We start from the raw sequence: 22,058 nt of genomic DNA, 5'->3' as shown, positions 1-22,058 counted from the left end.
TATTCAACAAAAACAAACACAGGACAATACTATCAATTTTGTCTAGTTATGTTAGTTTTTGTTGAGTATTCCAGAATGCTAGTTTAATATAACAATATAAAGTTTTCAGTATTTTCAAAAAGGGGGATTTATTGTGGGTTTAGGTAAGAAATTGTCTGTTGCTGTCGCTGCTTCGTTTATGAGTTTATCAATCAGCCTTCCAGGTGTTCAGGCTGCTGAAGGTCATCAGCTTAAAGAGAATCAAACAAATTTCCTCTCCAAAAACGCAATTGCTCAATCAGAACTATCTGCACCAAATGACAAGGCTGTCAAACAATTTTTGAAAAAGAACAGCAACATTTTTAAAGGTGATCCTGCCAAAAGGTTGAAGCTTGTTGAAAGCACGACTGATGCTCTTGGGTACAAGCACTTCCGATATGCGCCTGTCGTTAACGGAGTGCCGATTAAAGATTCGCAAGTGATCGTTCACGTCGATAAATCCGACAATGTCTATGCGATCAATGGTGAATTACACAATCAATCTGCTGCAAAAACAGAAAACAGCCAAAAAGTCTCCTCTGAAAAAGCACTGGCACTTGCTTTCAAAGCTATCGGCAAATCACCAGACGCTGTCTCTAACGGAGCGGCCAAAAACAGCGATAAAGCTGAATTAAAAGCTGTAGAAACAAAGGACGGCAGCTATCGTCTTGCTTACGACGTGACGATTCGCTATGTCGAGCCTGAACCTGCAAACTGGGAAGTCTTAGTTGACGCCGAAACAGGCAGCATTTTAAAACAGCAAAATAAAGTAGAACATGCCGCCGCCACTGGAAGCGGAACAACTCTAAAGGGCGCAACTGTTCCTTTGAACATCTCTTATGAAAGCGGAAAATACGTTCTTAGAGATCTTTCAAAACCAACAGGCACCCAAATCATCACATATGACTTACAAAACAGACAAAGCCGCCTTCCGGGCACGCTTGTCTCAAGCACAACGAAAACATTTACTTCTTCATCACAGCGGGCAGCCGTTGACGCACACTATAACCTCGGAAAAGTGTACGATTATTTTTATTCAAACTTTAAACGAAACAGCTATGATAACAAAGGCAGTAAAATCGTTTCTTCCGTTCATTATGGCACTAAGTACAACAATGCTGCCTGGATAGGAGACCAAATGATTTACGGTGACGGCGATGGTTCATTCTTCTCTCCGCTTTCCGGTTCATTAGACGTGACTGCACATGAAATGACTCATGGCGTCACTCAAGAAACGGCCAACTTGATTTATGAAAATCAGCCGGGAGCACTAAACGAATCATTCTCTGACGTATTCGGTTACTTTAACGATACAGAGGACTGGGACATCGGTGAAGACATTACAGTCAGCCAGCCTGCTCTCCGCAGCCTGTCCAATCCGACAAAATACGATCAGCCTGATAATTACGCCGATTACCAAAACCTTCCAAACACAGATGAAGGCGATTACGGCGGCGTACACACAAACAGTGGAATCCCAAACAAAGCCGCTTACAACACAATTACAAAGCTTGGTGTATCTAAATCACAGCAAATCTATTACCGTGCGTTAACAACGTACCTCACGCCTTCTTCAACGTTCAAAGATGCCAAGGCAGCTCTCATTCAGTCTGCCCGTGACCTTTACGGCTCTACTGATGCCTCTAAAGTTGAAGCAGCCTGGAATGCTGTTGGATTATAATATTAGGAAAAGCCTGAGATCCCTCAGGCTTTTTTTGTTACATGTATTCAGTTCTGTCTTCAGCATGAAAGGATAATGTTAAAAGATCAGAAACCGCTTCCAATTTACAAAAAACAGCCGCAAGTGTGCAGCATAGGGAAAGCAGAAGTCGATCCTCCCTGATTCAACGCACAAAATTGATAGAGAAATTCTTCTAGCGACACTTGTTATGTGAAGATTGCGCGTCCAGTAAAGAGCAAAAACATTGACAAAAAAATTTATTTATGCTAAAATTTACTATTAATATATTTGTGTGTATAATAAGATTCTCCTGGCCGGGGGAATCTTATTTTTTTGTGGGAGGACCATTTTATGCGGAACAATGAGACCAGCTTAACGTCTTTGGTTTCAGCTTTTGCCCGTGCATATCATAGCCGATATGACACCCCTCTTATTTTTGATGATTTTATGGCAAAAGAACTCATTAATGAAAAAGAGTTTACAAATATCAATGAAAATATGATTCAAGGAATATCGTTTTTCAACAAAGAGATCGCCGAACGTCTTCAAAATGATCCTGAAAAAATATTAAAATGGGTTGTACAAATCCAGCTGTCGCCCACACCCCTGGCACGTGCATCTTATTGTGAAAAAGTTTTGCACAATGAATTAATGCTGGGAGCAAAACAGTATGTCATTCTTGGAGCAGGACTGGATACTTTCTGTTTTCGGCATCCAGAATTAGAAAACAGCTTACAGGTTTTCGAAGTGGATCATCCAGCTACACAGCAATTCAAAAAAAATAAGCTAAAGGACGCAAATCTGGCAATTCCGGGTCATCTTCATTTTGTTCCTATGGATTTTAGCAACATGTTTTCATATGAGCCTCTCATAGAAAACGGATTTGAGAACACAAAAACATTTTTCAGTCTTCTGGGAGTGTCTTATTATTTAACGCATGAAGAAATTGCGAGCCTCATCAGCAATTTATTTTCTCATGTCCCGGCTGGAAGCTCTATTGTTTTTGATTATGCGGATGAAACACTCTTTACAGCAAAAGGAACGTCGAATCGAGTGGAACATATGGTGAAAATGGCTGCCGCAGGCGGAGAACCGATGAAATCGTGTTTCGCTTATCAGGAGATTGAACACCTGTTAGCATCATCTGGTTTACTGATCTATGAACATCTATCACCAGACGACATTAATGACCATTTCTTCGGCAATCGAAAAGACAATTTGTCAGCGTTTGAAACGATTCATTATATTCATGCGGTAAAAAAATAATTTTTAAATCATTAAAAGCCTCTCAATGCTTGAGAGGCTTTTGATGGTACCCGCACGCAGCTTATGCTAAAGGCTTCACCAGGATCATAAATGATTTGCCTTTCTCATCTTTTTCCGTTTTCAGCTGTTCAAAACCGCATTGGCTTAAAAACAATATCCATTCCCTGCGCTCAATGGGAACACCCGCAAACATCGCTTTATGTTTCGCTCTAAGCAATTTACTGATCTGTTCAATGATCATCTTCGCATATCCCTTTTTTTCTTCAGCCGGGTCAATCAGCACCGTTCCGAGCCACGGCTTACCGTTTGAAGGAGACCATTCGAGATGATAGCTGACGGCAACAGGCAGACCGCCTTTTTCCCACACAAGCCATGACCCGTTGTACATGGAGTAGGAGATGATATAGTCTTCTGCATTTTTATCCCCAAACTCCTCCTCTCTCCATACAGGATGAGCCTCCGCGAGCTTTTCTAATAAGCTGAGATCATCCTGCTCAAATGGCCTACTTCCCAGCATGAAGATACTCTTCAAATATCGTTTTATGTATAGATGGGTTGCCGGCTAGCACACTGTGGTTTTCTAAAAAGGTAAACGCCGATCCTTCGATGGTCGTATAGATGCCCCCTACTTCATTTAACAGCACACAGCCTGCTGCATAATCCCATGGCGCAAGCCGCATAGTGATGTAAGCATCTATCCTTCCTGCCGCGACATTTGCCAGCTCTAAAGCGGCAGAACCGTAGGAGCGTGTGCCTCTGACTCTTTTCACAAGTGGCGCTAACACATTTTGATCAATTCTTCTGTTTTCCGTTACCCATGTTGCATTAATGGCAAGAATCGCTTCTTCAATGACGGTTTCTTTTAAAGGAGCCAGCTTCGTTTCATTCATGTAAGCTCCTCTGCCGCTAAATGCGTGATACAGCTCATCGTGCACCACATCATAAATTAAACCGATTTTTCCTTCACCGTTTTCAAAAATCCCAATTGAAATCGCAAAATTTCTTTGCTGGTGCACAAAATTCATCGTCCCGTCAATCGGGTCGATAATCCAGACGACTCCCTCCAGTGAGTGGAGTTTGTCTCCTTGCCCCTCTTCACCGAGTATGCGGTGTCCCGGAAACGTTTCTTGAATTCGATCAATGAAAAACTTTTCGGTTTCTTTGTCAATATTGGTGACTAAATCATTCGGATTTGATTTCGTTTCAATTGTCAGGCTTTCATGCATAGATTGTTTAATTCTCGCGCCTGCTTCTCTTATCCATTTTTTTGCAATCTCATCAATTTCCGTCCAATTTGTCATTCGTGCGTACCTCTCTTCTATGTAGACCTTTATTTTATAGGATACTGATAACGGCGGTGAAAAAGCAAGGAAAATGAAAAATATCCCTTCTCATGTAAAAACGAACCATTCATGCGGTTCGTTTTCACTATCGCTTTTTACCCGTTAAGACGAATCCATTCTTTTCTAAGTCGCTCAAGTTTGTTTTTGCTTTGTTCAATCTGCTCTTCATTTTCTTTTTGCATTGCTTCATATAGGGTTGCCAATTCATAATCAACCTCTAGTCTCCAGACAGCAACACGATTGTTTTTCTCTTCCTTAAATCCCTCTTTTACAACTTGCCTCATTGTCTTTCGCCCCTTCCAGAGATCATTTGTTTGTAAGAAAGCATCCCATTTTGCCATTCAACAATGATTACTTCTTATATCGTATGATTGTTCTATTTACGCGCAACATGATTCTGAAAATTGTGTGTTTACCTATTCGTTTATTACCACATTTCCCCTTACTTCAAACGCGCTCAATCTTTTTGAAGCTCGTATGAACTGTGATAAAATATGTATACTTAGCATGAAGGAGGAAAATCATGACACAAATGCGTTTCACTGAAGAAGACTTTAATACATTTACAATAGAAGGCTTAGACGCGCGCATGGAGGTATTAAAAGAGACGGTCCGCCCCAAGCTTACAGCTCTAGGCGAACATTTTGCCCCGACTTTAACAGCATTAACCGGAGATGAAATGTTTCCGCATGTGGCAAAGCACGCAAGAAGATCTGTCAATCCCCCTGCTGACAGCTGGGTGGCGTTCGCAAACAGCAAAAGAGGCTATAAAAAACTGCCGCATTTCCAGATTGGTTTATGGGAAAGCCACGTCTTTGTGTGGTTCGCAATTATTTATGAATCCCCTATCAAAGAAGAATACGGCAAATTGCTTGAAGCAAATCAGGAAACCATTACGAAAAATATTCCTGACAGCTTCGTTTGGTCCGCGGATCACACAAAACCGGGAGTACATAAACAGTCTGAAATGGACAAGGAGCAGCTGAAGACTCTGTTTGAGCGTTTGCAGACTGTAAAGAAAGCCGAGCTGTTATGCGGCATACAGCTTCAAAAAGAAGAAGTATTGAATATGAATAACCAGGAATTCCTTCAGCATATCGACGACGCCTTTAAGCAGCTTGCTTTTCTATACCGTCTCACCCAAAAAGTATCACAAGCATAAAAAAGAGCCGGGCTATCCCCCGGCTCTTTTTCCTACATTTTAATCTTCGCCTGATCAGATTCTCTCGCCTGTTTGACCGTGCGATATGGAGAATATGTACTTTGTTCCTCAAACTCGCCGCATAGCTTTTTTTCCTCTGCCTTCCCCGGCACAATTTCCTTGAAACGGCGGTAAGCTTTAAGCAGTTCTTCGCGGTCTGCCCCTTTTTCATATGCTAGCTCAACCTGCTGGAAAAATGCAATCACATCTACTGCTTCTTCGGTTGTCCAGTCTTCGTTCATCGGATATTGGTACTCCATTTTCTTCACTCCTTATAAAATTACTTCCTTTAAGAGAAAGCATCTTCATTAGATCATAAATTGTTCTTTACATTCTTTCAAGTTCATAATATAATTCATTTGTTTTACGTCTAAAAAACGGTTGAGAAACTGATTTTAATACACACTATTATGCATAGGTATGATTACAAAGGTGGGAAAACAATTGTCGCAACATGAAACACCCTTATATACAGGACTGAAAAAGCATGCAAGCAGACAGCCTGTTCAATTCCACATTCCCGGCCATAAAAAAGGGGCAGGAATGGACCCGGAATTCAGACAATTCATCGGTGAAAACGCGTTAAGCATAGATTTAATTAATATTGAGCCATTGGACGATCTGCACGCGCCTAAAGGCATTATTAAACAAGCACAGGATCTTGCTGCTGAAGCATTTGGCGCGGATCACACATTTTTTTCTGTTCAAGGAACGAGCGGCGCCATTATGACAATGGTAATGGCTGTTTGCGGACCTGGCGATAAAATTATTATTCCAAGAAATGTTCATAAATCAATTATGACAGCTATTGTATTTTCCGGAGCGGTTCCAATTTTTATTCATCCTGAAATTGACAATGAATTGGGCATCTCGCACGGCATTACACTTGAATCTGCAAAACGGGCGCTTACCGAACATCAGGATGCAAAAGGGCTTCTCGTCATCAACCCGACATATTTCGGGGTTGCAGCCGATTTAAAAAGCATTGTAGAACTCGCTCATTCGTTTGATGTGCCAGTGCTTGTGGATGAAGCACACGGCGTTCACATTCACTTTCACGACGAATTGCCGCTATCGGCCATGCAGGCAGGAGCTGATATCGCAGCGACAAGTGTACACAAGCTGGGCGGATCACTCACGCAAAGTTCGATTTTAAACATGAGAGAGGGCCTTGTATCTAAAGACCGAGTGCAATCCATCCTGAGCATGCTGACAACGACGTCAACTTCTTACTTGCTTCTCGCTTCTTTGGATGTTGCCAGAAAACGCCTTGCCACAGAAGGCCGCAAGCTTGCTGAGGAGACACTCAAGCTTGCCAATCAGACGAGAGATCGCCTCAACCAGATTGGAGGCATTTATTGTGTCGGTTCTGAAATTCTTGGTTCCAAAGCAGCTTACAGCTATGATCCGACAAAATTGATTATCTCTGTGAAAAATCTTGGACTGACAGGACATGACGTTGAAAAATGGCTTCGTGAATCCTTTAATATTGAGGTTGAGCTTTCTGATCTGTACAATATTTTGTGTATTTTCACTCCTGGTGACAGCCAAAATGATGCAGACCGGCTTGTAGAGGCTTTAACAAGCATAGCACAGCAAATGTCAGAAAAAGACGTCACACATCAGCAAACTGAGGTATTGCTTCCGGAAATACCTTTATTGGCAATGACTCCGCGTGATGCTTTCTATGCAAATACGGAAGTCATCCCATTGAAAGAAGCATCCGGACGGATTATCGCTGAATTTGTCATGGTATATCCGCCTGGTATTCCAATCTTCATTCCAGGAGAAATTATTACAGAAGAAAACATCAGCTACATTTTTAAAAACCTTGACGCAGGCCTTCCTGTTCAAGGACCCGAGGACTCGACTTTACATATGATCCGGGTCATCAAAGAGCAAAAAGCAATTCAATAAAAAATAAAAAGCATGCGGCTTAAAGCCGCATGCTTTTATTACTCTTCATCAACAGGACACTGGCATTGTCCGCAGCATGTTCCATATAACGTTGTCACTTTCTCATCTTCAAAGTAATGAATGGCTTCGTTGCAATCTTGACAAACAATCGTTCCCATCTCTTATTCCCCATTTCTTTGAAATTTGAAAACGCTTAATTTCTTTTGTTGTTATTATATTAATATGACACATTTAAAATGTCAACAATAAACTGTATAACACATTTAATTTTAATTCATCATATACATCGTGTTTTTTCATTTTTACAATTTCTTATTCATACAGCAGCTTTATCCGATATATATGCCGCAACACATAAGGTAATTTCACGTTTTCTTGAACTTTCATTAAAGAATGCAGCAATAAATTCAATATACCCCCAGGTTGCTATTTGAAACGATTGATATCATATGTAATCTCACTTTAAAAACGGTTTCAATTATATAACAATTAGGTAACAAGAAGCAGTTTAAGCCGCCTCTCGTGATAAACTAAAGCTAGTTAACTACTGTTTATACAGAGGAGAAGATAGATGCGATATCGCGCGGTATTCCCCATGCTGATAATAGTACTTGCTTTATCGGGCTGTACGCTTTCCACCATCAATCCGATGAAAAAAAGCCGGATTGACAACATTCATCATACACAAATCCTGTTTTTTTCTGATGAGAACCAAATAGACCAGGAAGCGCCTTATTACGACGCACTGCTTGATCTAGAAAAAGATTATCCCGAGCAAATAGATAAAATGAAGGTTTATGATAAAAAAGAAGGCTGGGAAGATGAGATTGAAACTGTCCCTACCCTTATGGTTGTTGATCAGCGCCATGTCGTGGTGAAAATCGAGGGATGTGTGAAAAAGAAAGAAGACATCATTAAACCATTACAGCACGTGCTGTCAAAATAAAAAAAACAGCCCCGCTTTGAGCGAGGGCTGTTTTTGATGTTCAATTTATTTTACGATATGGATCGGACTTCCGATTGCCACTTCAGCTGCTTCCATTGTGATTTCGCCCAATGTTGGGTGAGCGTGAATTGTCATCGCGATATCTTCAGCAGTCATGCCGCCTTCGATCGCTAAGCTTAATTCAGAGATCATATCAGAAGCACTTGCTCCGGCGATTTGCGCACCGATCACAAGACCGTCCTCTTTACGAGTGATCAGCTTCATGAAGCCGTCTGTTTCGTTAAGAGAAAGCGCGCGGCCGTTTGCTGCAAATGGGAATTTAGCAGCAACAATGTCAAGACCTTCTTCTTTCGCCTGTGCTTCAGTGTAACCAACTGATGCAAGTTCAGGCTCAGAGAAAACAACCGCAGGAATACCAAGGTAATCGATTTCTGCAGGCTCTCCAGCGATAGCTTCTGCAGCGATTTTACCTTCGTAAGATGCTTTATGAGCAAGCGGCGGTCCTTCGATGATATCGCCGATTGCATAAATGTTAGGTACGTTTGTGCGGCACTGTTTGTCAGTTTTCACGACACCGCGGTCTGTCATTTCAATACCGACTTGCTCAAGACCAAGCTCATCAGTGTTTGGACGGCGTCCTACTGTAATCAATACGTAATCAGCATCAACCGTTTTTTCTTCGCCTTTTACTTCGAAAGTAACTGTTACGCCGTCTGGTCTTTCTTCAACGCCTTTAGCCATCGCATTTGTATGGATTTCAACGTTTCCTTTTTTCTTCAGTCTGCGTGTAACAAGAGAACTCATTTGTTTTTCGAAGCCAGGAAGAATTTCTTCTCCGCCTTCAAGAATAACAAGCTCAGTACCGAAGTTAGCATACGCAGTTCCAAGCTCAGTACCGATGTATCCGCCACCGATAACAACAAGCTTTTTAGGAATTTCTTTAAGAGCTAAAGCGCCTGTTGAATTCAGGACACGCTCACTATATTTGAAGTTTGGCAATTCGATAGGACGAGAACCAGTAGCAATGATTGCGTTTTTGAACGTGTATGTTTGAGCAGAGTTCTCATCCATCACACGAACTGAATTGCTGTCTACAAAGTAAGCTTCACCTTTTACAACATCTACTTTGTTTCCTTTAAGAAGACCTGCTACACCGCCAGTAAGTTTGTTGACAACAGAAGCTTTCCATTCTTGAACTTTTGTGAAATCAACTGTTACGTTCTCAGCAGTGATTCCCATGTCATCAGAATGCTTTGCATTCTCATAACGGTGACCTGCGTTGATCAGCGCTTTTGAAGGGATACATCCAACGTTCAGACAAACGCCTCCAAGAGTTGCTTTTTCAACGACTGTTACTTTTTGTCCAAGCTGTGCAGCGCGGATGGCAGCTACATAGCCGCCAGGTCCCGCACCAATTACAAGAGTATCTGTTTCAATAGGGAAATCTCCTACTACCATAACATTACGCCTCCATTAAAATTAATTGTGGATCGTTCAGTAAACGCTTGATGTGATTTAATGCATTTTGCGCAGTTGCTCCGTCGATCATACGGTGGTCGAAGCTGAGAGAAAGAGCTAAGACTGGAGCTGCTACGATTTCGCCATCACGAACAATCGCTTTTTCTGCAATGCGTCCGATACCAAGAATCGCAACTTCTGGATGGTTGATAACCGGAGTGAACCATTGTCCGCCGGCAGAACCGATGTTTGTAATTGTGCAAGATGCGCCTTTCATTTCAGCTGGAGCAAGCTTGCCTTCACGAGCTTTTGTTGCAAGGCCATTGATTTCATCAGAAATTTCAAAGACAGATTTACGATCTGCATTTTTCACAACCGGTACAAGCAAGCCTTTTTCAGTGTCAGCAGCGATACCGATGTTGAAGTAATGTTTTTGGATAACTTCATCTGTTTTATCGTCAATTGACGTGTTTAAAACAGGGAATTTTTTCAGTGCAGATGTAAGAGCTTTTACAACGTAAGGCAAGTAAGTCAGCTTGATTCCTTGATCAGCAGCAACTTGTTTGAACTGTTTACGATGTGCAACAAGGTTTGTTACGTCCACTTCGTCCATTAACGTTACGTGAGGAGCAGTGTGCTTAGAGTTAACCATCGCTTTCGCAATTGCTTTACGGATACCGCTCATTTTTTCGCGTGTTTCTGGGAATTCGCCCTCAGGAGCTGGTGCAGCAGCCGGTTTAGCAGCTGTTTCTTGTGGTGCAGCCGTTTCTTGCGGCGCAGCTTCTTGCGCTCCTCCGTTTACAAAGCTGTCGATATCCTCTTTGACAACACGTCCGTTGTTGCCAGAACCAGTTACTTTACGGATGTCTACGCCTTTTTCACGAGCATATTTGCGTACAGAAGGCATAGCGATCACGCGTTTGTTCGGGTCAACTTCAGCTTGGTCTTGCTGTCCTGCACCAGTAGCTTTTGCAGGCTCTTTAGCTTGCTCTTCTTTCGCAACGTCTTGTCCAGCTTCTGCAGTTGACTGAACTTGTGCTTCAGTTTTCGCTTCGTCAGACTCATCGCTGCCTTTAAATTGAAGATCTTCGTAACCAGGTGCATCAAACGTAATAATCGTTTGTCCAACAGTTGCAACCGTTCCCTCTTCAACTTTTAATTCTAATACTTTTCCTTTAACAGGTGAAGGAATTTCTACTACTGCTTTATCATTTTGGACTTCAGCCAGTACATCATCTTCGTCTACCTCGTCGTTAGGCTTGACAAACCATTTTACGATTTCGCCTTCGTGGATACCTTCCCCGATATCTGGAAGTTTAAATTCAAATGCCACAGTTCTCGACCTCCTAGTTTGATTAAGCAATTTTAAAGTTACATCGTAAGCATTGAAAACAGATATATAATAGAGGGAAAACGTCATCTTCCCTCTTGATTATGCAGTTTGATTAAAATTCAAGTACTTTTCTTGCTGTTTCAAGAACGTCTTTATGGTTTGGAAGCCATACGCTCTCAGCTTGAGAGAAAGGAAATACTGTATCAGGCGCAGCTACGCGAAGTACAGGTGCTTCCAAGCTCAAGATTGCACGGTCATTAATTTCTGCTACTACGTTTGCAGCAATACCGGCTTGTTTTTGCGCCTCTTGAACGACAATCGCGCGTCCTGTTTTTTCTACAGATGCGATGATTGTATCGATATCAAGCGGGCTTACAGTACGAAGGTCGACAACTTCAGCAGAAATGCCGTCTTTTTCAAGCTCCTCAGCAGCTTTTAATGATTCATGAACCATTGCGCCGTAAGTGATGATTGAAAGATCAGTACCTTCACGTTTCACGTCAGCTTTTCCAAGCTCAATTGTGTATTCTTCTTCAGGAACTTCCTGACGGAAAGAACGGTAAAGCTTCATGTGCTCTAAGAAAACAACAGGATCGTTGTCTCTGATCGCAGAAATTAAAAGTCCTTTGGCATCGTAAGGAGTTGATGGAATAACAACTTTGATACCAGGCTGTTGTGCAACAAGACCTTCTAAGCTGTCAGCGTGAAGTTCAGGCGTATGAACACCGCCGCCGAATGGAGAACGAATTGTTACAGGTGAAGTCCAGCGTCCGCCAGAACGGTAGCGCATACGAGCCATTTGGCCGGAAACTGAATCCATTACTTCGTAAACAAATCCGAAGAATTGGATTTCCATTACCGGACGGAAGCCGTTTAAGCCTAAACCAAGGGCAAGACCGCCGATGCCAGATTCAGCAAGTGGCGTGTCAAACACACGGTCTTCACCGAATTCTTTTTGCAATCCTTCTGTCGCACGGAATACGCCGCCGTTTACACCAACGTCTTCTCCGAAAACTAAGACATTTTCGTCATTTTTCAGTTCTGTGCGTAACGCATCCGTGATTGCTTGAATCATTGTCATTTGCGCCATGGCTTACTTCGACTCCTTCTGTGTATAAATTTCAAATTGCTCCTCAAGGTTGTGAGGCATTTTTTCGTACATGATTTTCATTAAATCAGTTACTTTTTGCTTCGGTTCAGCATCAGCTTTTTTGATCGCTTGCTTAATTTCTTCTTTCGCATCCTCAATTACTTTTGCTTCTTCTTCTTCAGACCATAAGCCTTTGTTTTCAAGGAACGCACGGAAGCGTACAAGCGGATCTTTTTGCTCCCACTCATTTTCGATTTCTTTTGTACGATATTTAGTAGGATCGTCACCAGCCATTGTGTGCGGGCCATAACGGAATGTAAGTGTTTCAATTAGTGTCGGACCTTCGCCGTTGATTGCACGCTCACGTGCTTCAGCAGTTGCTGCGTATACAGCAAGCGGATCCATTCCGTCTACTTGTACGCCAACAATACCGGCAGCTACAGCTTTTTGTGCAATTGTTTCAGCTGCAGATTGTTTTTCAACAGGAGTTGAAATCGCATAACGGTTGTTTTGCACCACGAAGATTGCAGGTGCTTTATAAGCGCCGGCAAAGTTAATTCCTTCGTAGAAGTCCCCTTGAGAAGCTCCGCCGTCACCAGTGTAAGTGATTGCAACAGCTTTCTTACCGCGTTTTTTAAGACCTAGCGCAACACCGGCAGTTTGAATGTATTGAGCACCGATAATGATTTGTGGAGAAAGGGCATTCACATCATCAGGCATTTGGTTTCCTCTGAAATGTCCGCGAGAGAAAAGAAACGCTTGATATAATGGAAGGCCGTGCCAAATTAACTGAGGCACATCACGGTATCCAGGAAGAACAAAGTCTTCTTTTTCAAGCGCGAAATGCGTTGCAATCTGAGAAGCTTCTTGACCCGCAGTAGGAGCGTAAAATCCGAGACGTCCTTGACGGTTTAATGAGATAGAGCGCTGATCAAGCACACGCGTAAATACCATGCGGCGCATTAGCTCTTTTAATTGATCATCAGTTAAATCAGGCATCGCCGCTTCATTCACGACTTCTCCCTTTTCATTTAAAATTTGGAACGTTTCGAACTGCTTTTTAATGGCATCAAATTGCTTCTTACTGTCAACGATAGCTTTTTTCGTTTTTGCAGCCATACTAAGTCACCTCTTCCTTTCTTTTAAACAGTCATTAGACGTGCATTCCTTTATACATACAAACTTAGGGTACCCTAAAGTATCAGCAGTAAGTCGTATATATTTTAGCCGATCCCCAGTTTGCCAAAACCTTTTATGTAGGATAGTTACACTCTGCTTTGAACTGTATTATTTCGAAGTTGTAAAAAACTAATACAACACCGCTTAACATGGATTAGTTTACACCAAATAAAGAAGAGCCGTCAATCGTTTTCATCGCTGATTTTCAATAAATGTATTCGCTTTACATTTTCATTGAAAAAACAGATGTCAACTGCACCCAAAACTGTACTAGTATACCTCACTATGCTGTACTACAATAGAAATGAAAATTTTGAACAAAATCTGCATCGCATTTATTTAAAAAAAGAGCTGATCGAGTCAGCTCTTTTTCACATGATAGCCTGCAGCATCATATAAATCTTCACGGGCTTTATTATATTTTTGCGTTTGCACATTAAATTCTCCGTTATATTTATGGATCTTTTCATAAGAAACATTAACTTTATCGATCTGCTGATCCAGATCATCTCTTGTCAAGTCTTTGTTTTTTAGCTGCATATACAGCTTTTTATTAAGCTTAAGCGCTTTTTGATACTCTTCATACATGGAGCCATATGATGTATACCTTTTCTCCATGTGGTTTGCTGCGGCATAGGCCTTTTCTTTTATGTCTTTTTCCTTAATATGTTCTGCTGACGTTTTTGCTTCTTCAAATTCCGATTCCGATTTTTTCATGCTGTCATTTTCAAGCTTCAGATGTTCTTCGCGCTTGCTGACATTTTCAAGCGCCTCATTAGATAAAGCTACAATTTTTTTATAATCATCCATATTGAGCTTCATCACACTATCGTAAAGCTGATTTTCTTTTGCCTCTAATTCTTTGAGTGTTTTTTGTTCTTCTTGAAACGGTTTTTCCGACTCTGCGGCTTTTTCTAATGAATGATGAAGTGAATCAACCGGGTCCTGCTCCATGCATCCTGTTAATATCAGTAGCATAGAACAAAAAGCTCCAATCATTATTACAGGCCGCCGTTTTATTGCGTCTATCACGTTGAATCCCCCAATCTTGACAATTTCTACTATAGAATCCATGGGGACATTTGGCAATAGCTGTGCTGTATAAATGCATACTGAAATTAAATCAAAAAGTGAAAAATCAGGACAGATGACCATACAACTTTTTAGTTTTTACATAGGTTATAGTAGACGCTATGCCTACTTAATAAGGCTCTGGCGTAATTAAAAGAGGAGGTTATGTAATATGTATGGATATGGTTTCGGCGGAGGCTGCTGCGGTTATGGTGGTTACGGATATGGTGGCTACGGATATGGCTACGGCCGCACCTTTGCGCTAATCGTTGTTTTATTCATTCTGTTAATCATTGTCGGAGCTGCTTATTTAGGCGGAGGCTGTTGCTAACCACACAGCATGAACTTGACCAGCCATATACGGCTGGTCATTCGTTCGTTGCACCTTTGTGAAGAAATCCGATATAATTTACATATTAAGCTTTAGGAGTGAGTTTCTTGATTACTATGGAAAACATCGTACGTGACGGCCATCCAGCCCTCAGAGAGACTGCAGAACCAGTTGAGCTGCCTCCAACTGATGCAGAAAAACAGCAGCTGGCCGACATGATCGAATTTGTTAAAAACAGCCAAAATCCGGAATTAGCCGAAAAATACAAGCTGCGCCCTGGCGTAGGACTCGCAGCTCCTCAAATTAATATCAAAAAACGAATGATCGCCGTTCATGCGGAAGATGCTTCCGGCAAGTTGTACAGTTATGCACTGTTTAATCCTAAGATCGTCAGCCATTCAGTTGAAAAAAGCTACTTAACAAGCGGCGAGGGCTGCCTGTCTGTGGATGAAGCGATTCCCGGTTATGTTCCCCGCTATGCTCGCATCAGAGTAAAAGGAACAACACTAGAAGGCGAAAACATTGATATTCGTTTAAAAGGGTTTCCGGCTATTGTGTTTCAGCATGAGATCGATCATTTGAACGGCGTTATGTTCTATGATCATATTGATAAGGAAAATCCTTTTCAAGAGCCTGAAAATGCAATCGCAATTGAACGCTAAAAGAAAAAACGGCTGGCACAATGCCAGCCGTTTCTTTATTTTAAAAGGCCCAATTCTTTGACAGCGTATGCAATTCCATCCTCGTCCACCGGCTTTGTTACAAAGTCCGCGATTTCCTTCAATTCAGGAACAGCATTTCCCATAGCAACGCCTGTTCCAACATATTCAATCATTTGCAGATCATTTAATCCGTCGCCGAAAGCATATGTATCTCCGACATCAAACGGAAGACGCTCGATGACTTTTTTGATCCCTTCTGCCTTCGAGCCTCCGTGAGGCAAAACATCAGTCGATAGCTCATGCCAGCGCACTAGATCAAACTCAGGAAAAGCGGCATAAGCTTTTTCTTCTTCATCCTGACAGAATAAAAGAAGCTGAAAAATTTCTTTTCCTTCATAAAAAAGGTCATCGGTCTCCGGATAATCGGTTTTAAGGCTGCCGATTCCCTCGAGAATATGAGGGTGATCCGCAACTGTGGCTTTCATCGTGTCTTCAGCCATAAACACAACAGGATGTTTGTCTTTCCCCGCCTGTTTTAATAATCGTCTGATTGCATCTTCAGGCAGCGGATTTTTATAAATCACTTGATTTTCAAAGACAACATACTGTCCATTGTAGGAAATAAATGAGTTGATCCCAAGCTCCTCCAAAATCGGCTTAACCATAAACGGCGACCGACCGCTGGCAATAAACACATGATGCCCTTGGCGCTGCAGCTCCGCCACGGTTTTTCTCGTACTTTCCGGTATATTCTTATCATGATCATATAACGTGCCGTCAATATCAAAAAAGATTAATTTTGAATCCATCGCAACTTCCCCTTTATCGTCTAGTTCTGCAATTCCCACCCTCATCATACAAAAAGTTTGTCATTCAGCAAACAATTTCGTTCAAAAATCATATTAAATTCCATTAATAACCACGAAAAGTCTTCCTTAATCTCCGTATACTATTAGTATAAAAGAACTCTGGGACAAATTTTTTATTAAAGGAGGGACTGGCTAATGCTGCGTAAATTAAGAAAGAAACTCAGAAGACAATGGAACGGAATGCTCCGCAAGAAAGCCATTGCCTGACAAGGGATCTTTCACTTTTTGAGAGGTCCTTATTTTGCTCAAGGCTTTCCTTATATTCCGTTTTCGAATATAATAGAATGAGCGAGTCTAACATACGGCATTTAAGGAGAGATTTGGAATGATTTATAAGGTATTTTATCAAGAAAAGGCTGACGAAGTACCTGTACGGGAAAAGACAGATTCACTTTATATTGAAGGCGTATCTGAGCGTGACGTCAGAACAAAGCTGAAAGAAAAGAAATTTAATATTGAGTTTATTACACCTGTGGATGGTGCATTCTTAGAATATGAACAACAGAGCGAAAATTTTAAAGTATTGGAGTTATGAGCGGTATGAAATTTGTAAAAAATGATCAGACTGCTGTTTTCGCCCTCGGAGGTTTGGGCGAAATCGGTAAAAATACGTACGCGGTGCAATTCCAAGATGAAATTGTGCTGATTGATGCGGGGATCAAGTTTCCCGAGGACGAACTGCTCGGAATTGACTACGTTATCCCTGATTATACGTATTTAGTCAAAAACGAAGATAAAATTAAAGGGCTTTTTATCACCCACGGTCACGAAGACCACATCGGCGGTATTCCATACCTGCTCAGACAAGTGAATATTCCTGTATACGGCGGAAAACTCGCGATCGGCTTACTTCGGAATAAACTTGAAGAGCATGGATTATTAAGACAAACGAAACTAAACATTATCGGCGAGGATGATATCGTAAAGTTCCGCAAAACGGCCGTGTCATTCTTCAGAACGACACACAGTATTCCGGATTCCTACGGCATTGTTGTAAAAACGCCACCTGGAAACATCGTACATACTGGGGATTTCAAATTCGACTTTACTCCAGTCGGAGAGCCAGCAAACTTAACGAAAATGGCCGAAATCGGAAAAGAAGGCGTTTTATGCCTTCTTTCAGACAGCACAAACAGTGAAAACCCTGAGTTCACCATGTCTGAGCGCCGTGTAGGAGAAAGCATTCATGACATTTTCCGCAAGGTGGACGGCCGAATTATCTTCGCTACATTTGCGTCGAATATTCACCGCTTGCAGCAGGTAATCGAGGCTGCTGTACAAAATGGAAGAAAAGTTGCCGTATTTGGACGCAGTATGGAATCGGCTATCGAAATTGGACAGACACTCGGTTATATTAACTGTCCTAAAAATACGTTTATTGAGCATAACGAAATCAATCGTATGCCTGCTAATAAAGTAACGATTTTATGTACAGGAAGCCAAGGGGAACCAATGGCGGCGTTATCAAGAATTGCAAATGGCACACACCGCCAAATTTCAATCAATCCTGGGGATACAGTCGTATTTTCTTCATCCCCTATCCCAGGCAACACAATCAGTGTGAGTCGGACGATCAACCAGCTGTATCGTGCGGGTGCTGAGGTTATTCACGGCCCTCTAAACGATATCCATACATCTGGTCACGGCGGACAGGAAGAACAGAAGCTGATGCTTCGTTTAATCAAGCCTAAATTCTTCATGCCGATTCACGGTGAGTACAGAATGCAAAAGATGCATGTCAAGCTTGCAACAGATTGCGGCATCCCAGAGGAAAACTGCTTTATCATGGATAACGGTGAAGTATTAGCGCTTAAAGGCGATGAGGCTTCGGTTGCAGGAAAAATCCCGTCCGGTTCAGTATACATTGACGGAAGCGGTATCGGTGATATTGGCAATATCGTACTTCGTGATCGCAGAATTCTCTCTGAAGAAGGCCTTGTCATCGTTGTTGTCAGCATTGACATGGACGACTTCAAGATTTCAGCGGGTCCTGATTTGATTTCCAGAGGATTTGTATACATGAGAGAATCTGGCGACTTGATCAACGACGCTCAAGAGCTCATTTCAAATCACTTACAAAAAGTCATGGAACGAAAAACGACTCAATGGTCTGAAATCAAAAACGAGATTACAGACACTCTTGCACCTTTCTTGTACGAAAAAACAAAGCGCCGTCCGATGATCCTGCCGATCATTATGGAGGTTTGAAAAAAAGATGCACTCACTTAGGAGTGCATCTTTTTTATTGCAGTGATATATGTTGAAATGCTTTTACATCAAATAATCCTGTTGTCGTCATTTTGATATCAGGAATAACAGGCAAAGCTAAAAACGACAATGTCAAAAATGGATTAAATCCGCCTGTGAAACCGACTAACGACAATTGATCATGCAGCGTCAGCAAGCTTTGATTCACTTGCTCCGCGGATTGGTCGGATAATAACCCTGCAATCGGCAGCGGTACTGAATGGAGCTCTTCCCCATTTTTTATAATCGTTAATCCTCCGCCAATTTCCTGCAGCTTATTTACTGCCGCCGCGATATCCTCATCATTCGTTCCGACGGCAATAATATTATGGGAGTCGTGTGAAATGGTTGTGGCGATTGCTCCGCTCTTGAATCCAAATCCTTTCACAACACCGAGCCCGATTTCTTTTAATCCTTTATGCCGCTCAACAACTGCAATCTTTAACAAATCGAGCTCAGTGTCAGGCTCAAAGTTGCGGGCACCAGAAGCCGGAACATGTACTAATCGTGTTTCAAGCTGGTTTGGAATGATTTGAATGACATTGAGCTGCTGCTCTGAATCAATTGGCATAAGAAAATCCTGTTTGTTAAGAGGAGCAGCAAGCTTAACTGAATCAAGCAGTGCCGGTTCTGATGCTGCAGTTGAAGCATGCTCCTGATAGACTGCTTTGCTGTCTTCAGCAACAGTCTGTCCTTTTATCATCGTCCTTGTGACAATGACATTTTCCAGATCAGATACAAAGAGCAAGTCAGCGTCAAAACCCGGGGCAATCGCTCCCTTTGTATCTAGTCCGTAGCATTCGGCTGCATTGAGGCTTCCTAATTGATAAGCTATAAACGGATCAAGACCGGCTTGAATCGCCATTTTCACCTGATGATTCACACTTCCCTCTGACAGCAAATCATCCACATGCTTATCATCTGTACAGAAAAAGAAACGGCGTGCGTTCTTTTCATTCACCGCCGGCAGCACATTGAGAGTATTTTTTGCGACTGAACCCTCACGCATCATGACATACATGCCCCTTCTGATACGATCAAGAGCTTCTTCCTTCGATGTTACTTCATGATCGTTTGAAACAAATGCGGTTCTATAAATGTTAATGAGGTCTGTTGATAAACCGGCTAAATGGCCGTCTATCCGTTTTCCTGCAACACGTGCATCAAGCAGTTTCTGAACCATATCTTCTTCAGCCTGCTGAACCGACACATAATCCATAACTTCAGCCAGCCCTAATACTTCTTCTTCTTCATAAAAAGGCTTGAGATCGGCAGCTTTGAGAATTGCGCCTGATCGCTCAAAACTTGCGGCAGGCACACTGGAAGGAAGCATAAAATAAATGTTCAGCGGTGTATGCCGAGCTTGTTCAAGCATAAACGCAATCCCTTTTTCCCCAGACACATTCGCGATCTCATGCGGGTCTGTAACAACGGTCGTCACGCCATGAGGCAATACTGCTTTAGCAAACTCTATCGGTGTAACCATTGATGACTCAATATGTACATGCCCATCAATAAAACCCGGAGCAATCATTTGTCCCTCTGCATCAATAATATTTTCGCCTTCATAGTCGCCAAGGCCTACAATAACCCCATCTGTAATCGCAATATCTTCATATATCCACTCTTGATTATATACGTCCATCATTTTTCCGTTCTTAATGACGATATCAGCTTTTTGTCTTCGGGCTGAAGCATTCAGCCTATTGACTAGCGCTTCTTTATTCAAATAGGCCCCTCCTCTTTTTTATTATATGGTACAATATGCTATCGGATCGCCTATGCTTAGTCAATAAAATATTAAGAAATTGACGCTCGGTTCATTAAAGTTGTTATATTCTGATAATATTAAAACCGCCCTCTGTGGACGGTTTTTTTTACTGCTATTTTGTATGAAGAACTCTTTTTTCAAAACGGGAGATGTCTGTGACTGACCCAATAACAATAAGTATATCTTCTTGGTGGATGACCTCGGTTGCAAGCGGTGATACGATGACTTCCTTGCCCCTTTTAATGGCTACAATGTTAATACCGTATTTTGCACGAATATCTAAGTCAAGAAGTGTATTTCCAGCCAGGCGGCTGTTAGCTACGATTTCAACAAGACTATGCTCTTCAGACAGCTCCAAATAGTCAAGTACATTGTTGGACACGATATTATGTGCAATTCGTTTTGCCATATCGCGTTCCGGGTGGACAATGTGATCCGCACCAATTTTAGACAGCACTTTTTCGTGATAATCGTTCTGTGCTTTAACTGTAATCGTATGAACGCCGAGTTCTTTCAGAATGAGTGTTGTTAAAATACTCGCTTGAATATTTTCCCCGATGGCTACAATCACGTGGTCAAAATTTCGCAGGCCTAAATTTTTCAGGACAGATTCGTCTGTTGAATCACCGATAACGGCGTGAGATGCTATCTTGGCATACTCGTTGACTTTATCTTCATCGATATCCATTGCCATAACCTCGACGCCTTCTTCGCTTAATGCTTTGCAAATACTGCCGCCAAAACGGCCCAGCCCAATTACCGCAAATTCTTTTTTCATAGTGGTGCTCCTTTATATAACATCATATTGATCAAATTTTATCATAATCTTTTGTTACAGTGTTATCCTTTGGCAGCGAATTCATATGCTGCTTAAGCTTTTCAGTAAACTCAGGCGACAAATACAGCTCCGCCCCGCGTTCAATTTCAATCTGATAGTGCTGAGGCGGAGCAGTTTCCGCTTCTTTTTTGAGAACGAGAAAGGTTAAGCAGTCTGTATAGTGTCTTCCGCCTGCTTCAACGTCCACAAATGCCGGCCGATACGTAAGTGATTCAACGCCCTCCCTTTTATATAGATAGGAGAGAGCAGAATAAGGGATCCGATATAAAACGCCTTCTGTTATTCCTCCGTCTTCCAGCATATCCGCTCTTGAGCCGTCTTCTCTTTTTAACGTGAAGCGGGTTGTGTATCCTTTTAAAACAGCTCTTCCCACTGGATCTTGAAAATAGTGACTGACTCCCGCCTTTTGAAAGCGGGCATGATCCATGCATGATCCATAGGCAAAATAATAAACGGGATTTTTCGATTTGCTGATCATCTGATGTTCTTTCCAGTCGCCAATGCTTATTTTCGTAAAACCGGCACACTCGTCTTTGTTCATAAAATAAATAAGCGCATTTTTAATCCCGACATCCGTTTCTACAAACACCATTTGTTTATGAAATCCTTGAAAAAATTGATCAAGCTTATGTATACACAATTCGTCTGCTTCATATACTTCGCCGTATATATAGCCTTCACCATTTAAAACGGCTGTGGGCCCCTCTTTGGCAGCAAACATACTTCCCTTTGTTCTGGCCTGCTCATTGATACATGCCGATTGTGCCATCAAATGATGGTTTTTTTCATGCTTTCTTAGTGTCCCGTATACAAACAGAAGCGAGTTCATTTTATTTT

Annotated in this window: 23 protein-coding genes; 9 read left to right on the top strand and 14 right to left on the bottom strand. The window is 41.9% G+C overall.

Annotated features, from left to right (window positions below; genetic code table 11):
• Window positions 1–133: 133 nt before the first annotated feature.
• On the top strand, window positions 134–1,699 hold the full coding sequence (gene nprE / locus JQX68_RS08325; RefSeq protein ID WP_014663842.1) for a neutral metalloprotease NprE: 1,566 nt from the start codon (window positions 134–136) through the stop codon (window positions 1,697–1,699).
• Window positions 1,700–2,050: 351 nt separating this feature from the next.
• Entirely contained in the window at window positions 2,051–2,965 is a 915-nt protein-coding gene (locus JQX68_RS08320) for a class I SAM-dependent methyltransferase (RefSeq protein ID WP_014663841.1), read from the top strand.
• 61 nt (window positions 2,966–3,026) lie between these two features.
• Here the strand turns inward: JQX68_RS08320 and JQX68_RS08315 are convergent, their stop codons facing one another.
• From JQX68_RS08315 to JQX68_RS08305, 3 genes are all read right to left on the bottom strand, one after another.
• Window positions 3,027–3,482: a GNAT family N-acetyltransferase gene (locus JQX68_RS08315; protein WP_069149538.1), complete on the bottom strand. Its 456-nt coding sequence runs from the start codon at window positions 3,480–3,482 to the stop codon at window positions 3,027–3,029.
• Complete coding sequence (gene suhB / locus JQX68_RS08310) at window positions 3,469–4,266, bottom strand: inositol-1-monophosphatase (RefSeq protein ID WP_014663839.1); 798 nt, start codon at window positions 4,264–4,266, stop codon at window positions 3,469–3,471. The genes JQX68_RS08315 and suhB overlap by 14 nt, the downstream gene beginning before the upstream one ends.
• 137 nt (window positions 4,267–4,403) lie before the next feature.
• On the bottom strand, window positions 4,404–4,592 hold the full coding sequence (locus JQX68_RS08305) for a hypothetical protein (protein WP_009967148.1): 189 nt from the start codon (window positions 4,590–4,592) through the stop codon (window positions 4,404–4,406).
• 239 nt (window positions 4,593–4,831) lie between these two features.
• Here JQX68_RS08305 and JQX68_RS08300 point away from each other — a divergent pair, with 239 nt between their 5' ends.
• On the top strand, window positions 4,832–5,470 hold the full coding sequence (locus tag JQX68_RS08300; protein ID WP_014663838.1) for a YktB family protein: 639 nt from the start codon (window positions 4,832–4,834) through the stop codon (window positions 5,468–5,470).
• Window positions 5,471–5,502: 32 nt separating this feature from the next.
• Here the strand turns inward: JQX68_RS08300 and JQX68_RS08295 are convergent, their stop codons facing one another.
• Window positions 5,503–5,769, bottom strand: coding sequence for a UPF0223 family protein (locus JQX68_RS08295; RefSeq protein WP_014663837.1), 267 nt, complete (start codon window positions 5,767–5,769; stop codon window positions 5,503–5,505).
• 184 nt (window positions 5,770–5,953) lie between these two features.
• On the opposite strand from JQX68_RS08295, the gene speA reads away from it, so the two are divergent.
• A complete protein-coding gene (speA, locus tag JQX68_RS08290; RefSeq protein ID WP_205440617.1) occupies window positions 5,954–7,426 on the top strand; it encodes an arginine decarboxylase in 1,473 nt (490 codons plus the stop codon).
• Window positions 7,427–7,464: 38 nt separating this feature from the next.
• Here the strand turns inward: speA and JQX68_RS08285 are convergent, their stop codons facing one another.
• On the bottom strand, window positions 7,465–7,584 hold the full coding sequence (locus JQX68_RS08285; RefSeq protein WP_003232305.1) for a GapA-binding peptide SR1P: 120 nt from the start codon (window positions 7,582–7,584) through the stop codon (window positions 7,465–7,467).
• A gap of 413 nt (window positions 7,585–7,997) precedes the next feature.
• On the opposite strand from JQX68_RS08285, the gene slp reads away from it, so the two are divergent.
• A complete protein-coding gene (gene slp / locus JQX68_RS08280) occupies window positions 7,998–8,372 on the top strand; it encodes a peptidoglycan-associated lipoprotein Slp (RefSeq protein WP_040083253.1) in 375 nt (124 codons plus the stop codon).
• 45 nt (window positions 8,373–8,417) lie between these two features.
• Here slp and lpdA read toward each other — a convergent pair whose 3' ends face one another.
• The 5 genes from lpdA to JQX68_RS08255 all read right to left on the bottom strand — a co-directional run bounded on the left by lpdA (window position 8,418) and on the right by JQX68_RS08255 (window position 14,464).
• Entirely contained in the window at window positions 8,418–9,830 is a 1,413-nt protein-coding gene (gene lpdA / locus JQX68_RS08275) for a dihydrolipoyl dehydrogenase (protein WP_014663834.1), read from the bottom strand.
• Between the two features lie 4 nt (window positions 9,831–9,834).
• Complete coding sequence (gene pdhC / locus JQX68_RS08270) at window positions 9,835–11,163, bottom strand: pyruvate dehydrogenase complex dihydrolipoyllysine-residue acetyltransferase (protein ID WP_014663833.1); 1,329 nt, start codon at window positions 11,161–11,163, stop codon at window positions 9,835–9,837.
• 112 nt (window positions 11,164–11,275) lie between these two features.
• Window positions 11,276–12,253, bottom strand: coding sequence for a pyruvate dehydrogenase complex E1 component subunit beta (pdhB, locus tag JQX68_RS08265; protein WP_014113660.1), 978 nt, complete (start codon window positions 12,251–12,253; stop codon window positions 11,276–11,278).
• Between the two features lie 3 nt (window positions 12,254–12,256).
• Window positions 12,257–13,372 carry a pyruvate dehydrogenase (acetyl-transferring) E1 component subunit alpha gene (pdhA, locus tag JQX68_RS08260; protein ID WP_003222294.1) on the bottom strand — a complete coding sequence of 372 codons (1,116 nt, stop codon included), beginning with the start codon at window positions 13,370–13,372 and terminating at the stop codon, window positions 12,257–12,259.
• Window positions 13,373–13,792: 420 nt separating this feature from the next.
• Window positions 13,793–14,464, bottom strand: coding sequence for a YkyA family protein (locus JQX68_RS08255; protein WP_134975577.1), 672 nt, complete (start codon window positions 14,462–14,464; stop codon window positions 13,793–13,795).
• Between the two features lie 211 nt (window positions 14,465–14,675).
• Here JQX68_RS08255 and JQX68_RS08250 point away from each other — a divergent pair, with 211 nt between their 5' ends.
• Window positions 14,676–14,834, top strand: a complete 159-nt coding sequence (locus JQX68_RS08250) for a YjcZ family sporulation protein (RefSeq protein ID WP_014663830.1) — start codon at window positions 14,676–14,678, stop codon at window positions 14,832–14,834.
• A gap of 107 nt (window positions 14,835–14,941) precedes the next feature.
• A complete protein-coding gene (def, locus tag JQX68_RS08245) occupies window positions 14,942–15,496 on the top strand; it encodes a peptide deformylase (protein WP_069149536.1) in 555 nt (184 codons plus the stop codon).
• A gap of 35 nt (window positions 15,497–15,531) precedes the next feature.
• Here def and JQX68_RS08240 read toward each other — a convergent pair whose 3' ends face one another.
• The gene (locus tag JQX68_RS08240) at window positions 15,532–16,305 is read right to left on the bottom strand and encodes a Cof-type HAD-IIB family hydrolase (RefSeq protein WP_069838827.1); all 774 of its coding nucleotides are present in this window, start codon (window positions 16,303–16,305) and stop codon (window positions 15,532–15,534) included.
• Window positions 16,306–16,690: 385 nt separating this feature from the next.
• Here JQX68_RS08240 and rnpZA point away from each other — a divergent pair, with 385 nt between their 5' ends.
• Window positions 16,691–16,900: an RNA polymerase subunit omega 1 gene (gene rnpZA, locus JQX68_RS08235; RefSeq protein ID WP_003222303.1), complete on the top strand. Its 210-nt coding sequence runs from the start codon at window positions 16,691–16,693 to the stop codon at window positions 16,898–16,900.
• A 5-nt stretch (window positions 16,901–16,905) separates the two neighbouring features.
• Window positions 16,906–18,573, top strand: coding sequence for a ribonuclease J1 (gene rnjA / locus JQX68_RS08230; RefSeq protein ID WP_003245660.1), 1,668 nt, complete (start codon window positions 16,906–16,908; stop codon window positions 18,571–18,573).
• Window positions 18,574–18,607: 34 nt separating this feature from the next.
• Here the strand turns inward: rnjA and ade are convergent, their stop codons facing one another.
• The 3 genes from ade to JQX68_RS08215 form a co-directional block, all read right to left on the bottom strand.
• Entirely contained in the window at window positions 18,608–20,341 is a 1,734-nt protein-coding gene (gene ade / locus JQX68_RS08225; protein ID WP_147771855.1) for an adenine deaminase, read from the bottom strand.
• Between the two features lie 154 nt (window positions 20,342–20,495).
• Complete coding sequence (gene ktrC, locus JQX68_RS08220; RefSeq protein ID WP_003222311.1) at window positions 20,496–21,161, bottom strand: Ktr system potassium transporter KtrC; 666 nt, start codon at window positions 21,159–21,161, stop codon at window positions 20,496–20,498.
• Between the two features lie 31 nt (window positions 21,162–21,192).
• Window positions 21,193–22,050, bottom strand: a complete 858-nt coding sequence (locus tag JQX68_RS08215; protein WP_147771854.1) for a gamma-glutamylcyclotransferase family protein — start codon at window positions 22,048–22,050, stop codon at window positions 21,193–21,195.
• Window positions 22,051–22,058 lie beyond the last annotated feature (8 nt).

It is taken from the genome of Bacillus sp. LJBS06 (assembly GCF_016924995.1).
Taxonomy (GTDB): domain Bacteria; phylum Bacillota; class Bacilli; order Bacillales; family Bacillaceae; genus Bacillus; species Bacillus stercoris.
This window is presented reverse-complemented; position numbering and strand designations above follow the sequence as displayed.

What these genes read in the sequence shown, in the direction of transcription:
- pdhB (WP_014113660.1), bottom strand. Translation starts at nt 12,253, where the DNA reads ATGGCGCAAATGACAATGATTCAAGCAATCACGGATGCGTTACGCACA.
- suhB (WP_014663839.1), bottom strand. Translation starts at nt 4,266, where the DNA reads ATGACAAATTGGACGGAAATTGATGAGATTGCAAAAAAATGGATAAGA.
- slp (WP_040083253.1), top strand. Translation starts at nt 7,998, where the DNA reads ATGCGATATCGCGCGGTATTCCCCATGCTGATAATAGTACTTGCTTTA.
- JQX68_RS08215 (WP_147771854.1), bottom strand. Translation starts at nt 22,050, where the DNA reads ATGAACTCGCTTCTGTTTGTATACGGGACACTAAGAAAGCATGAAAAA.
- JQX68_RS08285 (WP_003232305.1), bottom strand. Translation starts at nt 7,584, where the DNA reads ATGGGAACGATTGTTTGTCAAGATTGCAACGAAGCCATTCATTACTTT.
- JQX68_RS08305 (WP_009967148.1), bottom strand. Translation starts at nt 4,592, where the DNA reads ATGAGGCAAGTTGTAAAAGAGGGATTTAAGGAAGAGAAAAACAATCGT.
- JQX68_RS08295 (WP_014663837.1), bottom strand. Translation starts at nt 5,769, where the DNA reads ATGGAGTACCAATATCCGATGAACGAAGACTGGACAACCGAAGAAGCA.
- JQX68_RS08300 (WP_014663838.1), top strand. Translation starts at nt 4,832, where the DNA reads ATGACACAAATGCGTTTCACTGAAGAAGACTTTAATACATTTACAATA.
- pdhA (WP_003222294.1), bottom strand. Translation starts at nt 13,372, where the DNA reads ATGGCTGCAAAAACGAAAAAAGCTATCGTTGACAGTAAGAAGCAATTT.
- JQX68_RS08250 (WP_014663830.1), top strand. Translation starts at nt 14,676, where the DNA reads ATGTATGGATATGGTTTCGGCGGAGGCTGCTGCGGTTATGGTGGTTAC.
- lpdA (WP_014663834.1), bottom strand. Translation starts at nt 9,830, where the DNA reads ATGGTAGTAGGAGATTTCCCTATTGAAACAGATACTCTTGTAATTGGT.
- JQX68_RS08320 (WP_014663841.1), top strand. Translation starts at nt 2,051, where the DNA reads ATGCGGAACAATGAGACCAGCTTAACGTCTTTGGTTTCAGCTTTTGCC.
- JQX68_RS08315 (WP_069149538.1), bottom strand. Translation starts at nt 3,482, where the DNA reads ATGCTGGGAAGTAGGCCATTTGAGCAGGATGATCTCAGCTTATTAGAA.
- rnjA (WP_003245660.1), top strand. Translation starts at nt 16,906, where the DNA reads ATGAAATTTGTAAAAAATGATCAGACTGCTGTTTTCGCCCTCGGAGGT.
- JQX68_RS08240 (WP_069838827.1), bottom strand. Translation starts at nt 16,305, where the DNA reads ATGGATTCAAAATTAATCTTTTTTGATATTGACGGCACGTTATATGAT.
- rnpZA (WP_003222303.1), top strand. Translation starts at nt 16,691, where the DNA reads ATGATTTATAAGGTATTTTATCAAGAAAAGGCTGACGAAGTACCTGTA.
- ktrC (WP_003222311.1), bottom strand. Translation starts at nt 21,161, where the DNA reads ATGAAAAAAGAATTTGCGGTAATTGGGCTGGGCCGTTTTGGCGGCAGT.